Genomic DNA, 17,895 nt, shown 5'->3' with positions numbered 1-17,895 from the left:
TACTCTAATTGTACAAAAAAAATGTTTGATTTTTGTTAAAAAAACAATAAATTTTCAATAAAAAATAAGCGGAGCATAATCCCGCTTATTTTTGTCTTCGCACATTTTGAGGTCTTACAATACTTGGACGAACCTTTAAACTAGACATAGTTGGACGAAGTAAAATTTTCGTTAACGCGCCCCAATCAAACGGTAAAAACGGCCATAAATACGGTGTTTGCAAGCTTTTTATAGATGTTAAAAATAGAATCAATATCGTCATTCCAATGACAAATCCCATTTCATGAAATATGCCTGTTAAAATAATGACAAACAATTTTCCAATCTTATTCCCAAGCCCTAACTCATAACTTGGCGTAGCGTATGCTCCAATCATAGAAACTGCTACGTACAAAATAACTTCTGGTACAAACAAACCTACATCAATTGCAATTTGACCAATTAATATGGCAGAAATTAATCCTGCTGCCGACGACAATGATGTCGGTGTATGAATGGCAGCCATTCTTAAAAATTCGAGTCCGACTTCAGCCATCAAAATTTGTAATAAAATCGGTAAATGCGTCATCTTATTTGGTCCAATGAAAGCAAGACTTTCCGGTAAAAGAGTCGGATCAAAAACAAAAACTAGCCAAAATGGCAGTAAGAATAGCGAAAATATAACACCTAAAAAACGTACCCAACGTAAAAATGTACCTACAGCTGGATTTTGTCTAAACTCTTCTGCATGCTGTAAATGGTGAAAATATGTTGTTGGAGTGATCATAGCACTTGGTGATGTATCAACGAGTACTAACACATGTCCTTCTAACAGATGATTTGCTGCTACATCTGGTCTCTCTGTGTATCGGATAAGCGGGAATGGATTATAACCTTGTTTCACTACAAATTCTTCTACCGTTTTATCCGCCATCGTAATCCCATCTACTTCAATATTATTTAATTCTTGTTTTATAATCTTCACTAAATCCGGATTTGCAACATCTTGTACATATGTAATACAAATATCCGTTTGCGATCTATCCCCTACTCGAATCATTTCATTTCGAAGACGTGGATCGCGTATTCTTCTACGAATTAACGCTGTATTTACAACGATATTTTCAACAAATCCATCCCTTGCACCACGCACTACCTTTTCTGTATCTGGTTCTGTCGGTGTCCGGCCCGGATAACTACGAACATCTATTGCGAACGCTTCAGTTTCACCTTCCACAAATATAACAATGAGTCCTGATAATACTTGGAGCATTACATCATCCATCGTTTTTACTTTACTTACTTGTTGATGAATTAAACGATTCTCTAAAAGCTTTACTGTATCTTCTTCTACATCCCTTATTTCATTTGTATCCACCGCTTCTTCTAAAATAGGGATAATATAATTCGTATCACAAAGTCCATTTACAAATAACACACCAATTTCTTTATTTAAAATTTTAAATTTACGAATACCAACATCGTATGTAACACCAAGTCCAACTGTTTGCTTTAAATAATTTTCATTATCACTTAAAAAAGATGAAATCGGGATATTCACTTTTTTAGGCTTCGTCATAAAAGCCACTCCTTTCCAAAATTAATTGAATCGCTTTTCTAGTAATAGGTGATCCTCTCTCCCATTCATCATTTCCGCACATCTTGCCAATATCACCGACCCCCACTATGACAGGAACATTCAGACCATCTAAACAATAAATCGTATCCCCACTAATCCTGCCAATTTCACCATCTGGGAGTCCAAATTTATCAACGCCATATTCTGTCAAATTCCCATTCCGATCTACACTTACATCTACACGCGCCCATTCCCAATGATGTGTATTAGATGCTACTGCTAAAATACCGAGTACATCAACTTGTTTATGTGTTGCGACATACTTTAACGCCTTTTCACCAGATCCTTCTCCTATAAATCCGCTGTCATCAAACATGACAAATACAGGGTCATATGGCGTTTGCATAATAAGCTCAACAACTTTCTTCCCTGTCAATTTGGTCGGATTACTTTGCGATGCTGAAATACACCTCCCCCCAAATTCCTTTGTTAACAGCTCAATTGTCCGCTTTGCATATTCATCTCCATCTGTGACCAAAACAACCCTTCGTCTCATTTGATTTATCCTTTCGGTTTACATATAAGTGCAACAAAAAATGAAAATAATATCGCTGCTGAAATCCCCGCAGACGTTAAGCTAAACATACCGATTCCAATTCCTAAATATCCATGTTTTTCTGCCGCATGCATTGCCCCGTGCAATAGTGAGTGTCCAAAACTTGTAATAGGGACTGTTGCCCCAGCACCTGCAAATTTTATAAGCTTATCGTACAATCCGAATCCGTCTAAAATAGCTCCGGCGACTACAAAAGTTGCCATTAAATGTGTCGGTGTTAACTTTGCGAAATCTAGCAACACTTGTCCAATTACACAAATAGCTCCTCCTACAAGAAATGCATATATAAAATCCACAATTCACTCTCCTTTAACTCTTTCAAACACAACACCATGCGCAATCGTTGGAATCGTTTCCTTCTGTTGTATCATCATGGGGCTTAATAGAGCTCCAGTTGCAACGACAAAAATTCTTTGTAAATTCCCTTTTTGCATTTCACGCAATAAATGGCCGTATGTTACAACAGCTGAACAAGCACAACCACTGCCCCCTGCAAACACTTCTTCTTGATTTGAATTGTAAATCATTAATCCACAATCATTGTATACATTCCCCAAATCATACCCTTCCTCAAGTAAAAGTTGTTTCGCAATTGGTGTCCCAACAGCCGATAAATCACCAGTAACAATAAGATCATAATCAGCTGCACTTCTTCTCAAATCTTCAAAATGTTGTTGAATTGTATGAGCAGCAGATGGTGCCATCGCTGATCCCATATCTAAAGGATTAGCAATTCCTAAATCTTGCACTTTACCAATTGTTGCTGCTGTTATTTTAATTGCACTCGCCTCATTGCTAATTAATATTGACCCTGCTCCGGTAACAGTTGAGTTTGCTGTCCCTGGCTTTTGTCCTCCGTATTCTGTTGGGGAACGAAATTGTCTTTCAGCCGTCGCATTATGACTACTTACTGTAGCTAAAATACGATTCGCAAATCCACCATCTATAAAAGCTGATCCAATCGCCAAAGTTTCCATTGACGTCGCACAAGCGCTGAACATCCCTAAAAAAGGAATACCATACTCACGAGCAACATAATTTGCTGTCACTGTTTGGTTTAATAAATCTCCCGCTAAAAAGAAATCAATTTGCGATTTTTTTATATTCCCTTTTTGCATCGCTTGTTGAATTGAGTCTGACATTAACCTTCGTTCAGCAAGTTCCCAGTTTTCCTCTCCGCAATGTAAGTCAGAATATGAAATATCAAAATCCTTTCCAAGAGGGCCTTCAGCTTCTTTCGGACCGACAGCAGTACCAGTTGCATTCACGAAGATATCATTTTGAAATACCCACGTTTGTTTTCCTGTCAATCTCATACCCACCCCTCCTTTAAGACATTAAAATTTGAAATGTATATCTTATTAACCCGATAATGTATGCACCGACGACTCCAAATACAATGACACTTCCTGCAAGCTTAAACATGTTAGTAGCGATTCCTAGAACAATCCCTTCACTCCTATGTTCTAGTGCGGCACTCGCCATAGAATTCGCAAATCCAGTAACTGGTACTGCTGATCCCGCTCCAGAAAACTGCCCGATTTTATCATATACACCACACCCTGTTAAAATCGCCGAAAATAAAACAAGCGTTGCAACTGTCGGATTTCCTGCCTCTTGTTCACTAAAGTGAAAATAATGTATATAAAATTTCATCAATATTTCTCCGACTGTACAAATGAGCCCACCTACAAGAAATGCCTTCACACAATTTAGCAAATAGTTTGGCTTTGGATGGTACTCCTTCACTTTATTTATGTAATCATCTTTCAGTTTTCGCCTTGTCATATATATTGCCTCCTACTTTACGAAATAAATCCAGTGAAACAATGAGCCTATTACTTTTCCAAGTACAAGAGCAACGAGTAAAACAACAATTTTCCCCTCTACCCCGACTCGTTTCGCTAAAATAGGTAAAACATTTAATACTTCTGTTAATGCCGCAGCGAGCATTCCAATGAATGTGCCACAAAATATCCCTAATATAACAAGCCAATATTGTGACGTTTGAAATGTAATATTTTTCAAACTACACCAAGCCCCAGTTAAAGTACCCGCAATGACCGCCCACTCAAAATATTGAATATGCTTTCCACTTCTCGTTAATTGAGCTAAACGAGGGATTATACCAAGTACAGCTAAAAACGCGACATATCCGCTACCTACTGCAATCCCTCCAGCTAAGCCAATTAATACAACAAATGCACACTCAATCATCAGCAATCTGTTTCATATTATCCTTGTTTTCATGAACAATTACATATTGATCAAGCGACTGCTGATATTGAAACATCTCAACTTCTAACGGGCTCGGCTCTTCATTAATTCTCTTTTGAAATACATGATTAAAAAATAAGACCATACCTAATCCAAGACCTAGTGAATAAGGAATTTGAAATAAAAGTGGTTGCGCCTTAAATTCTCCAGTAATCATGTAATATAACCGCTGGTGTACTTGTTGCATACTTACATCTTCATGGAAATAAATGATCGCAAGGGCCGCTCCAATGAAAAGTAACAACCATACAAGTCCGAAGAAAACCGGATGCACTTTCTTTTTTTCGTATATAATTTCAACAAGAGTTTGTCCAGAACCCAGTAAATTAATTTGTACATGAGATGCTTTTTGTTGAATAATCTCAATTACTTTCATGACATCAATTACAACATGCGTCTTATCATGTGCTGTTATGTTGTAGACTATCTCATTTTGTAACGACTCAACTACAAAAGAATCTCCGGCAAGTTGAGCAACATCGCTCAACCTTACTTCATACGTAGGAGACACTCTTAAGCGATTGCGCATTTTAATATAAATTGTTCCTTCCAATTTCCATTCACCCCTTCACTCTTCCTCGTAGTTGTAGTATGGTTATTGAATTTTTTTCTAATACAATTTTTTCATAAAAAAACATCTGTACCATTTCGGTACAGATGTTTTTTAGTTTATGCCTTTTTCTTAAATAAATTTGCAATACTTAATGCAAGTCCTCCCCAAATGACTACCATACCTATAACCATCATCATAATCGCTGATCCACTCATCATGAAACACCTCGGTCCTTCCATTCTTTTTCAAGCTGGACAGAGTCTGAATGTATTTGTGCATTCCATTTTTTCAGACCAATAACTAACGCGACTAGAAGGAATGCTGCCGCTATCGACCAACCATACGTTACAACAAACTCTGTTGGATAACCTCCGTAGTTCTTTTTAATGTTTTGGATTGTACCATCAATTAACATATACCCTAACATAAGTGGAGTAATAACGAGTAAACTCACTCTCCAAAACGTTCCTAACTTTATATCAGATACAAAGTTTGCATGATTTTGATAAACTGGTAAACGGCGCAAGATTAGTCCTATTGTAACTACTTCAACGAGTGCAATTGTAATCAATCCAAAATTGTTAGCGAAGTAATCAACAACATCTAGGAACATAAGTCCACCACGTGTTGCAAAAACAAGAGAAACTAATACTAATAGCGTTCCCATAATTCCAATCGTCTTTTGACGACTCAAGCTGAATTTTTCAGATACAGCGGCAAAGCATACTTCTGCAAGTGAAATGAGTGATGTAATTCCAGCAACAGTTAGAGATAAGAAGAATAATACACCAAATAACGGCGACATCGGTAACTCATTAATAATTTGCGGGAATACTACAAATGCAAGTCCTACACCAGCACTAGCTACTTTATCAACCGGTACCCCCATGTTATTCGCCATAAATCCAAGAGCTGCAAAGACACCAATACCTGCCAATAATTCAAATCCTGAATTTGCAAATCCTGTAATAAAAGCATTATTTGTTGTATCTGAGTTTTTCGGTAAATAACTAGAATACGTAATCATAATTCCGAATGCTAAAGATAAACTAAAGAAAATTTGACCGTAAGCAGCAAGCCATACTTTCCCATCAAAAATACGACTCCAATCTGGTTTAAAAAATGCATCTAGCCCCTGCATCGCACCTTCCATCGTCACTGCACGAACAACGATAATAAGGAACATAACAACTAGTAAAGGAATAAAAATACGGTTAACAACTTCGATTCCTTTTTTAACTCCTTTAAACGCAACACCAAGCACAATAATCCAAACGAGAGCTAACGGAATTAATACTTCTGGTACGAGCCCCCCGAATTGTCCTGGCTTATCTGCAACATGTAAATATTCTTTAAATAAAAATGATTGCGTGTCTTTCCCCCATGCTCCAGTAATTGCAAAGTACGTATACGAAATAGACCAAGCAATGATTACAGCGTAATATGTTGAAACAATAAATGTCACACACATTTGCCACCATCCAATAAATTCAGCACGTCGATGAATACGGAAGAATGTAAGTGGCGCCGAACCACGATGGCGATGCCCAAGAGCAAACTCGAAAGCTAACAATGAAATACCAGTCGTTAATAATGCAAATAAGTACGGTAAAAAGAATGCGCCTCCCCCATTTTCATACGCTGTATAAGGAAAACGCCATATATTCCCTAGTCCAACAGCGGAACCGATTGCTGCAAAAATAAATCCAGCCCTAGTTCCCCATTGTTGCCTCGTTTCCATGTTTCCTTCCCCCTTTGTGACAAGTTCATACTTGGATTATAGTTTAAATTAACTAAATTATCAATAAATTCTGTAAATTTTTTAGCGATAGTTGGAATCTTCTACTTTTCGTGACAATAAAAAAAAATCGAATAGATAGCTATTCATCTATTCGATCTTTCATCTGTTTTAATATTTTCTTTTCAAGTCTTGAAACTTGTACTTGCGAAATGCCTATGCGCTCCGCTACTTCTGATTGGGTTTGGTCTTTATAATAGCGCAAATACACAATTAGCCTTTCTCGTTCATCCAATTCTCTAATTGCTTCTTTTAAAGCAATTTTATCAAACCATTTCGTTTCCGATTGATCTGCAATTTGATCTAAAATAGTAATTGGATCTCCGTCGTTTTCATACACGGTTTCATGTATCGACGAAGGAGCACGACTCGCTTCTTGCGCCAGAACAACTTCTTCCGGCGTTAGTTCAAGAGCCTGTGCTACCTCATTAATCGTTGGAGCCCTTCCAAATTCTTTCGAAAGCTCGTCTCTCATCTTTCGGACTTTGTTTCCTGTTTCTTTTAAAGATCTACTTACTTTCACTGATCCATCGTCACGTAAAAATCGTTGTATTTCACCGATAATCATTGGAACTGCATATGTTGAAAATTTCACGTCGAAAGATAAATCAAATTTATCTACCGATTTTAAGAGTCCAATACATCCAATTTGAAATAAATCGTCTGGTTCGTATCCTCGATTAAGAAATCGCTGTACAACCGACCATACGAGACGCATATTACTTTGAACGATTGTATCTCTCGCTTGTTGATCTCCATCTTGACTTTTTTGAATTAACGCTTTTAGCTCGTGGTCCTTTAACTGAGGTTTCTTCTTCTCATTTCTGACCTCTATGTCCATTGGCTATTCTCCTTAATTGCATAGAGCGTTACTATTTGATAAGTATTTTGTCAAATGGATTGTTGTCCCGAAAGATTCGTTTGAAATAACTTCTACTTCATCCATAAAATTTTCCATGATAGTAAATCCCATTCCGGAACGCTCTAATTCAGGTTTAGTTGTAAAAAGGGGTTGTCTTGCTTCATCTAAGTTAAAGATACCAATCCCTTCATCTCGAATCGTGAGTTTCACCATCGCTTCTTCCAAAATCACTGAAATATAAACAACACCTTCTGCATTTCCTTCATACCCATGAATAATTGCATTTGTAACCGCTTCTGACACAACTGTTTTAATCTCTGTTAGTTCTTCCATCGTCGGGTCTAATTGCGCAATAAAAGCAGCTACCGTAACACGAGCGAATGATTCATTCTGACTTAACGCTGAAAATTGAAGGTTCATTTCATTTCTCATCTACGCCACCCCCAACGTCGCGAGCGCATGCGCTTCACTTTCTTCTAAACGAACAATTTTGAATAGACCTGACATTTCAAATAAACGTTTAACGGGCGGTGAAATTGCACAGACAACCATCTCTCCACCTAATCCCTTTACATGTTTATATCGGCCTAATATAACGCCTAAACCAGAACTATCCATAAATGTTAAGTTCTCTAGGCTCAAAATAATATGATGAACACCATGTGTCTCAATCATATCTGTGACTTTCGTTCGCAACTCTTCAGCAGTATGATGATCTAACTCGCCCTCTAGCCTCACACATAAGACGTCACGTTTTACTTCTAAATGCATGGAAAGACTCACACGATTTCCTCCTTATGCTCAAACTTTACTCATTAACATAAGATTTTCGTGATATAAAATCAGAATCCTTCCTACTGACAAAAGAAGAACTATTTCGTCATAAAGTGAAACCTTTCAGCAATTATTTCAGTAAATACGAACAGAAAAACATCAAAATTTTCGCCGCTATTTTGATGTTGAAAACATCCCAAAACTTCTTTTAAATAACTCCCACCAGCTCGCTGCCTCAACATCTTCTTTCGCTACAATTGTTTGTTTTAATAAAACATCTTTATCTCTTTTAATAACAAGTGTGCCAAGTGCATCACCTTTTTTAATCGGTGCCTTCACTTTCTTTTCAGCAATCACTTCTTGTTTAACTTTGTCCATATTTTCGCCCTTCTTCATAAGAAGAGACACATTGTCTGACGCAACTAAATCTACTTTTTCTTCCTTACCTTTTCCTACTTGTACAGTCTTAATTTTCTCACCACGTGTATATAATTTCTTTGTCATGTATTGTCCAAATGCATAATCAAGAAGCTTCGTTACTTGATTGTTCCGCTCTTTTGATGTAGGTGCTCCCATTACAACTGAAATAACACGCATACCATTTTTCTCAGCCGATGCCGTTAAACAATATTTCGCTTCTGTCGTAAAGCCTGTTTTCACTCCATCTACTCCAGGATAAAAACGTACTAGCTTATTCGTATTAACAAGCCAAAACTTCTTATCCGTATTTTCACGTAAATAGTCTTCATATTTACCTGTGTATTTTCGAATAAGTGGATACTTCATCAACTCTTTCGCCATAATAGCCATATCATTCGCTGTAGAATAATGATCTTTCGCTGGAAGACCTGTCGGATTTTGAAAATGTGTATTTTTCAATCCTAGATCTTTCGCTTTTTTGTTCATCATATTTACGAAACCTTCTTCTGAACCAGCGATATGCTCAGCTACTGCAACCGATGCATCATTTCCAGATGCAATTGCAATGCCCTTTAACATTTCATTTACAGTCATCTCTTCCCCAGGTTCTAGAAAAATTTGTGATCCGCCCATTGAAGCTGCGTGTTCACTCGCTCTAACTTTATCGTTTAGTTTTAGTTTTCCTTTTTCAACTTGTTCCATAATTAATAGCATTGTCATAATCTTTGTCATACTAGCAGGTGGTAACTTTTCATTTGGATTTTTATCAAACAAAACTTTACCTGTATCTTGCTCAATTACGATCGCTGACGATGCTTGTTCCGCTAACTTCGGCGTGGTTTCTTCTGTTTTTTCCTGCTTCGTTTTCTCAGATTGTGCGAAACTAACTGAAGTACCAGAAAGCAATAACATGAAACAAACAAGTATTCCAAAAACTCGCTTCATGACTAACCCTCCATTCTATATCAAACTTATTTTTTCCAATTTATACATTTTTAATACCATATTTTTCTATTATTTTCAGTTGACAAATAAATTCATTGCCTATATTGTATTAAGTGTATTACACGTAGTAGTACACTTAATACTCATCAGGAAGGAGACATTGCTCTTGCATATTCAACTTGATCCAAGAAGCAACACTCCGATATGGGAACAAATTGTTCAAAATATAAAAGAGCTCGTACTAAAAAATATGTTAGCTCCAAGTGATAAACTTCCTTCTGTACGCGAGCTTGCTTCTTTGCTCGTTATAAATCCAAATACAGTAAGTAAAGCTTATCAAGAATTAGAGCGACAAGGGATTATTGAAACATTACGAGGAAAAGGAACATTTGTAGCCCAATCGATTACCCCAACATTAGACGAAAGGAAAATCGCTATGGTTGAAAAGCAATTTCATCAATTATTACTAGAAGCCTCTTATCTTGGGATTACGAAAGATAAAATTCACGATTGGATAGATTCATACTATAAAGAGATTGGAGGAAATACAGATGTTGAAAGTGACAAACTTGAAGAAAACAATTGATAACCAAACGATTTTAGACGATGTTTCTTTCACATTACAAAAAGGTAGTATCGTCGGATTGCTCGGAAGAAATGGCGCAGGGAAAACAACTTTATTACGAACGATGGTCGGCATTTTAGACCCCGATGAAGGAACTGTTACATATGAGGATACAGATGTTCATATGCATCCTGAAATTAAACAAAAAGTTGTATACGTTCCAGATTCTACTAACATATTAAACGGATATACAGTGAAGGAAATCGTAAAGTTTTATAAAGCGGTTTATACAGCATTTGATGAACAGTATTTTTATGAAATATTAGAACGTTTTAATTTACCAAACAAACGTATTCGTAGTTACTCAAAAGGAATGAAAGCACTGCTTGCGATCATTTTAGCTTTCGCTGCAAAAGCAGAATATGTCATTTTAGATGAACCGACAAACGGACTTGATCCTATCGTTAAAAGACAGATTCTACAATTTCTCGTTGAAGAAGTAGCAGAAAAAGAAATTACAATTTTCATCTCCACTCACCATTTAGATGAAGTTGAAAAAATTGCCGATACAATCATTATTTTAAAAGGACATACAGTAGATTCTATTACATCACTAGATGATGCAAAATCACGATTTGCCAAAATACAAGTTGCTTATGAACGTTCATTACCTCAAAAACTAGAAAACTTAAGCAATATTAAAATATTAAACCAAACAGGAAAAGTATATACAATCTTAATTAAGGAAAATGTGGCTACAACACTGGAGAAGTTTTATAAAGAGCAACCAATACTCATTGAAGAATTATCAATGTCACTTGAAGATGTCTTCGTTACGACACTTGAGGGGGATGGGTATGTTTCATAAGGCGTTGTGGATGTGGAATTGGAAGCGCGGGAAATATGCTGCGTTACTATTTTTCTTTAGTTCACTTTATTTTTTATCTTTCAGATACTATCAAGCAGCTGAAGATCAACAGTCTCTCTTTCTCCATCCAGAAAGCATGGGTGAAAAAAAGTTTTACTATCATTATTCTTTTCATTCTTCTGATAGCTTTTGGTTGGGTATTATTACAATCGCCCTAGCCTGTATATTAATAGGTTGGGAGCGAAGTAATCAAAATGGGAATTTATTTATGACGTTACCATTTAAAAGGCGTGATATGTTCTTATCAAAGTGGATTTTCGGTGCATTTTTCATTGTAATATCACTTCTTATCAATTGGGGTCTTATGTATTTTATTTATAAATCTACAATCCACTTTGAATATCAATCGTTCGAACCGTTTCATCGATATTTTCTTTATGCAATTTTTTCATATATTGCTATCTATACTGTCTCTTTATGTATTGGCACATTTACTGGCAGTATTATTTCACAAAGCATCTTTAGCATTACTTTTTGCGTAATGGGAATGGGAGTCTTTTCACTCTTACTCTTTTTCTTTACGATTCACGCTGATGCAATACAAGGGAATAAAAGTTATGCAAGTTCTGAAAAAATTTATGAACTCAATAGAAAAACCGACATTTCAGGTCCTATATTAAACTTTTCAATTAATTATAATTACCATCCTAGTGCCCAATCGTATGAGGAGCATGGCAAAGTGATACAGAAAGGTCCTACTTCTCATAGTTACTACTCTGCCAAAGCAATTCTTGTTCCTATCTTCTATACAATTTTTTGCTTATTCATCGGTATGTTTCTTTATACAAGATCACCAAATGAAAATAATAAGAAAATCTTCCTTTTTCAAAAATACCGCTCAATCTGGATATGGAGTACTATCTTATATTTCGCATTAATAGGTGGCCAAATGTTAAAACGTTTTGATTTATTATTTAGTTACTATGTTGGATTCTTTTTAGTTGGAATCGTCACTTATTTTTTACTATCACGTCTTACAAACTATAAAGTTTTTTAAAGGAGAGATCCTATGTTTCAAAAAGCATTATGGATGCACACATACAAACAAAGTAAATATATGGTTTGGCTATTTTGGTTAGTAAGTTTCTACATACTATCATATAAATACTATTTGGCAGCCGCAGAGCAACTAAACTATTTACATGATAATAACAAATGGAAATATATATTCCGGTACAATTATCATCTTTCACTTACTGACGCTATCATGGTTCAAGGAGCAATCCTCATTGCATTAGCCTGCATCCTTATTGGATGGGAACGTCAAAATCAATCAAGCGACTTTCTATGGTCCATGCCATTTAAACGGAAAGATCTCTTTATAACGAAATGGCTTTTTGGTGTGTGTAATATTGTAGCTATCGTTATATTGAATTGGGGACTTTTTGCTATTATGAAAAAGACAACCTTTCATAATAAGTATCAAGTATTTTCACCATTTCATACTTATTTCTTATACATGGTTATCGTCTTAATTGCTATCTATACACTTGCATTATGCATAGGAACAATTGCTGGTAATATGGTCTCACAAGGATTCTTCAGTGTCGCTATACTTGGATTCCCTTTTATTTTGCCTACTCTAATTGTCGGGATTATTTCCATTCATACGGTTGGACTTATTTCCAACCATACCTTCTATACGGAGGAAAATGTAGGTCGTTATGGCTCAGTAATAGAAAAAGTGAGTATTTTAGCACCAGTTCGCGAATTCAATATTGATTTTAATTATGATCCTCAACGTGCTTATACTGATGAACATGGCGTACGTCATGACGAGCCGAATTTTACGTATATTCCTTCAGCGACGAAACTTATTGGTCCAATCGCAAATATACTTATTCTATTACCTTTAGGAATGTACTTATATACAAGATCACCTAATGAACAAAATGGAAACTTTCTATTATATCCGAAGCTCAAAAAACTATGTATGATATGTTGTGTAATCTTTATTGGAATGTTTGGAGGAATGGTAGCAGGAGGAAGTCGCTCTATCTTGAACTATTATATTGGTTTTATAGGGACCAGTACGATAGTCTACCTACTATTATCTCGCTTATTAAAATTTAAATTTTCTTGGCGTGTGAAATAACCTCCTTCAAAAGGAGGTTATTTCACATTCTCTCTCCTATCTCCATACACCATCTCTTCTTTCATCCCAAATCCATCACCATTTTTCACAATTTGCTCTGTCGGCGCGACTACACTTTCAGCAATTTTCCATTCGCCGCGCTCTTTCACAAATACTTGCAGAAAATAGTTCATACCATTTAATTGATACGCATTTTCTTTTTTCACATTATAGTGCACCGCAATGTAGTGCACTTGAATATTTTCTTTCCCTGCTTTTGATACGTATTGCGATAATCTTGGAATGTACATTGATGCTTTCTTAAATGGTAATTGCTTCGCTTTAACGAGCGATGAACTTGTTACATTACGCAAAGTGTCCTGATTACGAACATTATCGCTATGATGAAATAATACTGCGTTTTGCATAGAACGAACCCATAATTTCGAATACAAGACGGTATTATCATTCTCAATGTACTTCACTTCTTTTTGCACCACTTGGATAGGGGTATCAGCGTACATGAATGTATGAAAGCAGAAAAAACTTCCAAGTAAAATGGTAAGTGCAGCAATATATTTCATAATCTTTCCTCCGATCTGTTTAATTAAAGTATCGGAGTTTCAAAATATTTTTATTCAAAAGAAAAAGGATAGGAAAGCTCTCGCTTCCTATCCTCATTTATTATAATACGCGGCCAAATAGTTCTAAAACCATTTCTATCTCTTGGTCGCTCCAACCTTTAAATTTCTCTTTATAATATTCTTTACGCACAGCTTCAAGCTTTTCAGTTACTTCTCGTCCGTTTTCAGTAATTTCTAAGTATACGATACGACGGTCCGAATTTGAACGTTTTCTTTCAACAAACCCTTTTCGCACGAGACGATCTGTTACAGCTGTAATATGACTGGAGGTTACGTTTACTTCACTCGCAATTTGCGAAGCCATCTGTGGACTTTTTAAAAATAACGCACGTAATACAGAGAATTCATTATATGGCATATGCTCTGAAAAACGTGTATTAATATCATTTTGTAATAAACGTATCATCTTTCGAAATGATGCAGATAAATCTAAAATCAGTGTTTCTCTATTTTCGTTCACTAGCCTCGTCCCTTTTTTATCATATTTACACATATTATAATCTATAAATACCTATATTGTATATGCTTTCTTCCCTCAACATTCTCATTTATGTAACTTTTTTCATAAGATTTTCTTTTTTGTTCACACATATACATATAAAAAAGGATGGTGAGCATAAATGCAAAGTGGAATGAATCCGTATTTACATAATATCCGTACGACGAATACTGGTAAAGAAGCTACTATTACTGTACAAGGAGAAGGCATTATAAAGGCAAAACCAAATGTTGTCATATTAACACTGGGCATTCGAACAGATAGTAAAAATGTAAAACAGGCGCAAGAAGAAAATGCAGTGCAATCGAAACAATTGCTTGATGCACTCAAACAGCTAGGTATTGCCGATAAAGATATAGAAACCATTTCTTATACAATTACTCCTCAATACGAATATGTAAATGATAAAGCATTACTACAAGGCTACCGTGTGGAGCATTTGTATGAAATTACCGTTTTAAATGTGCAAAAAGCAGGGGAAGTATATGATATAGCCGTTACAAATGGTGCAAACGTAGCAAAAGGATTACGTTTTCGAATATCTCATCCAAATAAATATTATGAGCAAGCTCTCATTCAAGCTCTGCAACAAGCAGTAGACAAAGCTCGCACAATTGCGAGTACTTACAATTTAAATATTAATCCTGTTCCCCTCTCACTCGTTGAAGAATCTGCCCAATTACCACGGGAGATCTCATCATATGCTACTTTGCATGCGCAAGCAGCTCCGCCCATTCAATCAGGAGAACTAGAAATCATTTCATCTATCCGGGCAATTTTTACGTATTTATAAATAAACTCATTTATAAGTAACCGTTATCATTTTCGTTGTTGTAAAAACATGATGTTCTGATATAATAAAGGACGGTGAGCTCTTACATAAGAGATATCACGGGTGGGAGAGGGATATGAAAAAGAAGGTTTAACATGAAAGGAATACTTGAAAGAACATTTAAATTAGACTTACACCAAACATCACCAAAACAAGAAGTTTTAGCTGGAGTCACGTCATTTTTCACAATTGTTTATATTATGATTGTAAATGCGTCAATCTTATCAGATGCCGGCATTCCTCTTGAGGCAGGAATTTTGGCAACTGTTTTTAGTTCATTTGTCGGATGTCTACTCATGGCATTTTGGGCAAATGCACCTGCTATTCTTGTCCCTGGTATGGGTGTAAATGCATTCTTCACGTACACTGCTGTGCATACGCTCGGTTTAACTTGGCAAGAAGCATTGGCAGCTGTTTTTATCGCCGGTATTATTTTTGCAATTGCTGCTTTTACACCGATTGCTCGCGTGCTTTCGGTATCGATTCCAAAGTCATTAAAGGAAGCGATCACTGTCGGCATCGGGTTGTTTTTAGCTTTCATCGGCTTGCAAAAAGGTGGTTTAGTCGTTTCGCATCCTAATACTGCTGTTGCAATGGGAAAATTAAGTAGTCCTGTCGTTCTTGCCACACTACTTACTCTTATTGTCGCACTTGTACTATTTGCGCGTAACGTACGTGGAAGCTTTTTATGGACGATTGCAATTGGAACTGGTATTGCATGGCTGTTTGGTCTTGTTGATACGAGTCAAATGGGAAATAGTTCGTTTTCATTCGCTAATTATGGCGATGTGTTTGGAGCTATGTCATTTGGGAAACTTTCTTCCTTGCCATTTTGGATTGCAACATTCTCCTTAAGCATGGTGCTTATTTTTGAGAACATGGGACTTTTACATGGTTTATTAGAAGATGATCGTAAATTCCCACGTGCTTACCAAGCAAATGCAATTTCAGCAATGACATGTGGTCTATTTGGCACAAGCCCTACCGTTTCAACAGTAGAGAGTGCCGCAGGTATTACTGCAGGCGGGAAGACAGGTCTGACGTCTATCGTTACAGGGTTGTTATTCTTCGCATCACTGTTTGCGCTTCCGTTTGTCAAAATAATTCCTGACAGTGCCATTGCACCAATCTTAATTATTATTGGCGGGCTGATGATTACAAGCATTCAACAAATTCCTCTGAACGACTTTTCAGAAGGATTTCCAGCGTTTTTAATTATCGTTATGATCCCGCTCACATATAGTATCGCTGATGGCATTGCGTTCGGATTTATCGCTTATCCTATCTTGAAAGTTGCACTTGGAAAGCGTAAAGAAGTCGCACCGTCCATGTATATTATTACATGCTTATTCTTAGCCATGTTCGTATTACACGCTATTGGCTAAGAAAAAAACACCGAGGAAATCCTCGGTGTTTTTTTTACTTAAACCAACCTTTTTTATAAAACCAAGCCATCATTCCGCCGCCAATTAATGCCATTAAAATTAAGCAAATAAAATAACTATACTTCCCGCCAAGCTCTGGCATATGTGCGAAGTTCATGCCGTATACCCCTGCAATAAATGTTAACGGCATGAAAATAGTTGAGAAAACAGTTAATGTTTTCATAATATTGTTCATATGGTGGGAATTCAACGAAAAGTAACTATCTCGAATATCTGCTGTTAATTCACGGCTCGCTTCAATCATCTCTGTCAGTTTAAGCAAATGATCATGTATATCTTTAAAATAAATTTCATGATCGCTTATACCGTAAAAACGTGTTGAATTTAATATACGATACAATAAATCACGCATCGGAATAATCGTACGCCTTAGCTTAGATAAATCTGCACGAATATCAAATACTTCTTCTAGCACACTTCCTGCTGTCTCACCCGTTAAATTATCATCAATTGCATTTAAATGGTCTTCGATGTAATAAACAGGTGCGAAATAATCATCTACAATTTGGTCAATAATTGTATGTGCTACATGCAAAGGACTCTTCTTAATACGTTTCTTTTCACCGAGCGTTTTCCATACTCTTTCAATCGCATTGTTATGAGAGAAATGGAAAGAGACTATATATCGATCACTAATAAATAAATCGATTTCATGCGGTTCTAATCCGTCTTCTCCGAATGCATGAAGAACTAAAAAGTTATATCCATCATAAAAATCTACCTTTGGTCTCTGTACATACTCTACACAATCTTCAATTGCAAGGGGATGGAACTTGAAGTGATCTTGTAAAATATATGTATACTCCTCTTTCGTTGGCTTATATAAATCAAGCCAATACCATATGATGTTCTCTTTTTTCGTTTCTTCTAGCGAAACATCATATAAAACTTCATTTTTTTTCGTTATTGCACAAATTCTAATCATAATTTCACCCATTACTATTATAAACAAAAAATAGTAAAAAAAGCCAAGGAGAAATCTCCTCAGCTTTTTTTATCCCGCTATTTGCGGGCAGTAAGATCCCTACCTCAAAATTCAGCGAAAGCAAAGAAGTTAGGTCTGGGTCGGTCTGCTCGTAAATGCCCGATTGGTGAAGGCTAATAA

At 36.3% G+C, this 17,895-nt stretch carries 22 protein-coding genes; 6 read left to right on the top strand and 16 right to left on the bottom strand.

From position 1 onward, the window contains the following. Nucleotides 1-85 precede the first annotated feature (85 nt). From spoVAF to dacF, 13 genes are all read right to left on the bottom strand, one after another. Nucleotides 86-1,558, bottom strand: coding sequence for a spore germination protein SpoVAF (gene spoVAF / locus AC0IXC_RS11500; protein WP_002143032.1), 1,473 nt, complete (start codon nucleotides 1,556-1,558; stop codon nucleotides 86-88). Then, entirely contained in the window at nucleotides 1,545-2,114 is a 570-nt protein-coding gene (gene spoVAEA, locus AC0IXC_RS11495; RefSeq protein ID WP_002088445.1) for a stage V sporulation protein SpoVABEA, read from the bottom strand. The genes spoVAF and spoVAEA overlap by 14 nt, the downstream gene beginning before the upstream one ends. 5 nt (nucleotides 2,115-2,119) lie before the next feature. Then, nucleotides 2,120-2,470 carry a stage V sporulation protein AE gene (gene spoVAE / locus AC0IXC_RS11490; RefSeq protein ID WP_002143033.1) on the bottom strand — a complete coding sequence of 117 codons (351 nt, stop codon included), beginning with the start codon at nucleotides 2,468-2,470 and terminating at the stop codon, nucleotides 2,120-2,122. 3 nt (nucleotides 2,471-2,473) lie between these two features. Beyond that, nucleotides 2,474-3,490, bottom strand: a complete 1,017-nt coding sequence (gene spoVAD / locus AC0IXC_RS11485; RefSeq protein WP_215590147.1) for a stage V sporulation protein AD — start codon at nucleotides 3,488-3,490, stop codon at nucleotides 2,474-2,476. Between the two features lie 13 nt (nucleotides 3,491-3,503). Continuing rightward, nucleotides 3,504-3,962: a stage V sporulation protein AC gene (gene spoVAC / locus AC0IXC_RS11480; protein ID WP_088040088.1), complete on the bottom strand. Its 459-nt coding sequence runs from the start codon at nucleotides 3,960-3,962 to the stop codon at nucleotides 3,504-3,506. 12 nt (nucleotides 3,963-3,974) lie between these two features. Then, nucleotides 3,975-4,391 carry a stage V sporulation protein SpoVAB gene (gene spoVAB, locus AC0IXC_RS11475; RefSeq protein WP_012261650.1) on the bottom strand — a complete coding sequence of 139 codons (417 nt, stop codon included), beginning with the start codon at nucleotides 4,389-4,391 and terminating at the stop codon, nucleotides 3,975-3,977. Next, the gene (locus AC0IXC_RS11470) at nucleotides 4,384-5,004 is read right to left on the bottom strand and encodes a stage V sporulation protein AA (protein ID WP_471652909.1); all 621 of its coding nucleotides are present in this window, start codon (nucleotides 5,002-5,004) and stop codon (nucleotides 4,384-4,386) included. The genes spoVAB and AC0IXC_RS11470 overlap by 8 nt, the downstream gene beginning before the upstream one ends. A 116-nt stretch (nucleotides 5,005-5,120) precedes the next feature. Next, entirely contained in the window at nucleotides 5,121-5,219 is a 99-nt protein-coding gene (locus tag AC0IXC_RS11465; protein ID WP_000016829.1) for a methionine/alanine import family NSS transporter small subunit, read from the bottom strand. Beyond that, entirely contained in the window at nucleotides 5,219-6,745 is a 1,527-nt protein-coding gene (locus AC0IXC_RS11460) for a sodium-dependent transporter (RefSeq protein ID WP_002143036.1), read from the bottom strand. Before AC0IXC_RS11460 ends, AC0IXC_RS11465 begins: the two co-directional genes overlap by 1 nt. Nucleotides 6,746-6,884: 139 nt before the next feature. Then, a complete protein-coding gene (gene sigF, locus AC0IXC_RS11455) occupies nucleotides 6,885-7,643 on the bottom strand; it encodes an RNA polymerase sporulation sigma factor SigF (protein ID WP_002014922.1) in 759 nt (252 codons plus the stop codon). A gap of 12 nt (nucleotides 7,644-7,655) precedes the next feature. Beyond that, nucleotides 7,656-8,096, bottom strand: coding sequence for an anti-sigma F factor (gene spoIIAB, locus AC0IXC_RS11450; RefSeq protein ID WP_001243400.1), 441 nt, complete (start codon nucleotides 8,094-8,096; stop codon nucleotides 7,656-7,658). Then, a complete protein-coding gene (gene spoIIAA, locus AC0IXC_RS11445; protein WP_002128957.1) occupies nucleotides 8,097-8,447 on the bottom strand; it encodes an anti-sigma F factor antagonist in 351 nt (116 codons plus the stop codon). A gap of 165 nt (nucleotides 8,448-8,612) precedes the next feature. Further along, nucleotides 8,613-9,803, bottom strand: coding sequence for a serine-type D-Ala-D-Ala carboxypeptidase DacF (gene dacF / locus AC0IXC_RS11440; RefSeq protein WP_002088461.1), 1,191 nt, complete (start codon nucleotides 9,801-9,803; stop codon nucleotides 8,613-8,615). A 166-nt stretch (nucleotides 9,804-9,969) separates the two neighbouring features. Between dacF and AC0IXC_RS11435 the strand changes: the two genes are divergently transcribed. From AC0IXC_RS11435 to AC0IXC_RS11420, 4 genes are read left to right on the top strand one after another with little or no spacing between them, the layout of a single operon-like run. Continuing rightward, on the top strand, nucleotides 9,970-10,389 hold the full coding sequence (locus tag AC0IXC_RS11435) for a GntR family transcriptional regulator (protein ID WP_002033900.1): 420 nt from the start codon (nucleotides 9,970-9,972) through the stop codon (nucleotides 10,387-10,389). Beyond that, complete coding sequence (locus AC0IXC_RS11430; RefSeq protein ID WP_341087476.1) at nucleotides 10,355-11,236, top strand: ABC transporter ATP-binding protein; 882 nt, start codon at nucleotides 10,355-10,357, stop codon at nucleotides 11,234-11,236. Before AC0IXC_RS11435 ends, AC0IXC_RS11430 begins: the two co-directional genes overlap by 35 nt. Next, nucleotides 11,226-12,293, top strand: a complete 1,068-nt coding sequence (locus AC0IXC_RS11425) for an ABC transporter permease (RefSeq protein ID WP_215590149.1) — start codon at nucleotides 11,226-11,228, stop codon at nucleotides 12,291-12,293. The genes AC0IXC_RS11430 and AC0IXC_RS11425 overlap by 11 nt, the downstream gene beginning before the upstream one ends. Before the next feature lie 12 nt (nucleotides 12,294-12,305). Beyond that, entirely contained in the window at nucleotides 12,306-13,391 is a 1,086-nt protein-coding gene (locus AC0IXC_RS11420) for an ABC transporter permease subunit (protein WP_078177777.1), read from the top strand. 17 nt (nucleotides 13,392-13,408) lie between these two features. Here AC0IXC_RS11420 and AC0IXC_RS11415 read toward each other — a convergent pair whose 3' ends face one another. Together AC0IXC_RS11415 and AC0IXC_RS11410 are read right to left on the bottom strand one after the other, a co-directional pair. Next, nucleotides 13,409-13,954 carry a hypothetical protein gene (locus tag AC0IXC_RS11415; RefSeq protein ID WP_002033896.1) on the bottom strand — a complete coding sequence of 182 codons (546 nt, stop codon included), beginning with the start codon at nucleotides 13,952-13,954 and terminating at the stop codon, nucleotides 13,409-13,411. 100 nt (nucleotides 13,955-14,054) lie between these two features. Then, complete coding sequence (locus AC0IXC_RS11410; RefSeq protein WP_002088468.1) at nucleotides 14,055-14,474, bottom strand: MarR family winged helix-turn-helix transcriptional regulator; 420 nt, start codon at nucleotides 14,472-14,474, stop codon at nucleotides 14,055-14,057. Nucleotides 14,475-14,634: 160 nt separating this feature from the next. On the opposite strand from AC0IXC_RS11410, the gene AC0IXC_RS11405 reads away from it, so the two are divergent. Both AC0IXC_RS11405 and AC0IXC_RS11400 read left to right on the top strand, forming a co-directional pair. Further along, on the top strand, nucleotides 14,635-15,306 hold the full coding sequence (locus AC0IXC_RS11405; RefSeq protein ID WP_002033894.1) for an SIMPL domain-containing protein: 672 nt from the start codon (nucleotides 14,635-14,637) through the stop codon (nucleotides 15,304-15,306). A gap of 134 nt (nucleotides 15,307-15,440) precedes the next feature. Then, a complete protein-coding gene (locus tag AC0IXC_RS11400; RefSeq protein ID WP_002033892.1) occupies nucleotides 15,441-16,730 on the top strand; it encodes an NCS2 family permease in 1,290 nt (429 codons plus the stop codon). A 34-nt stretch (nucleotides 16,731-16,764) separates the two neighbouring features. Here AC0IXC_RS11400 and corA read toward each other — a convergent pair whose 3' ends face one another. Then, nucleotides 16,765-17,727 carry a magnesium/cobalt transporter CorA gene (gene corA / locus AC0IXC_RS11395; RefSeq protein WP_002067031.1) on the bottom strand — a complete coding sequence of 321 codons (963 nt, stop codon included), beginning with the start codon at nucleotides 17,725-17,727 and terminating at the stop codon, nucleotides 16,765-16,767. Nucleotides 17,728-17,895 lie beyond the last annotated feature (168 nt).

The organism is Bacillus sp. AC266 (assembly GCF_979253805.1).
Note: the sequence above shows the minus strand (reverse complement) of the source record. Positions and strands in the feature narration are given on the sequence as shown.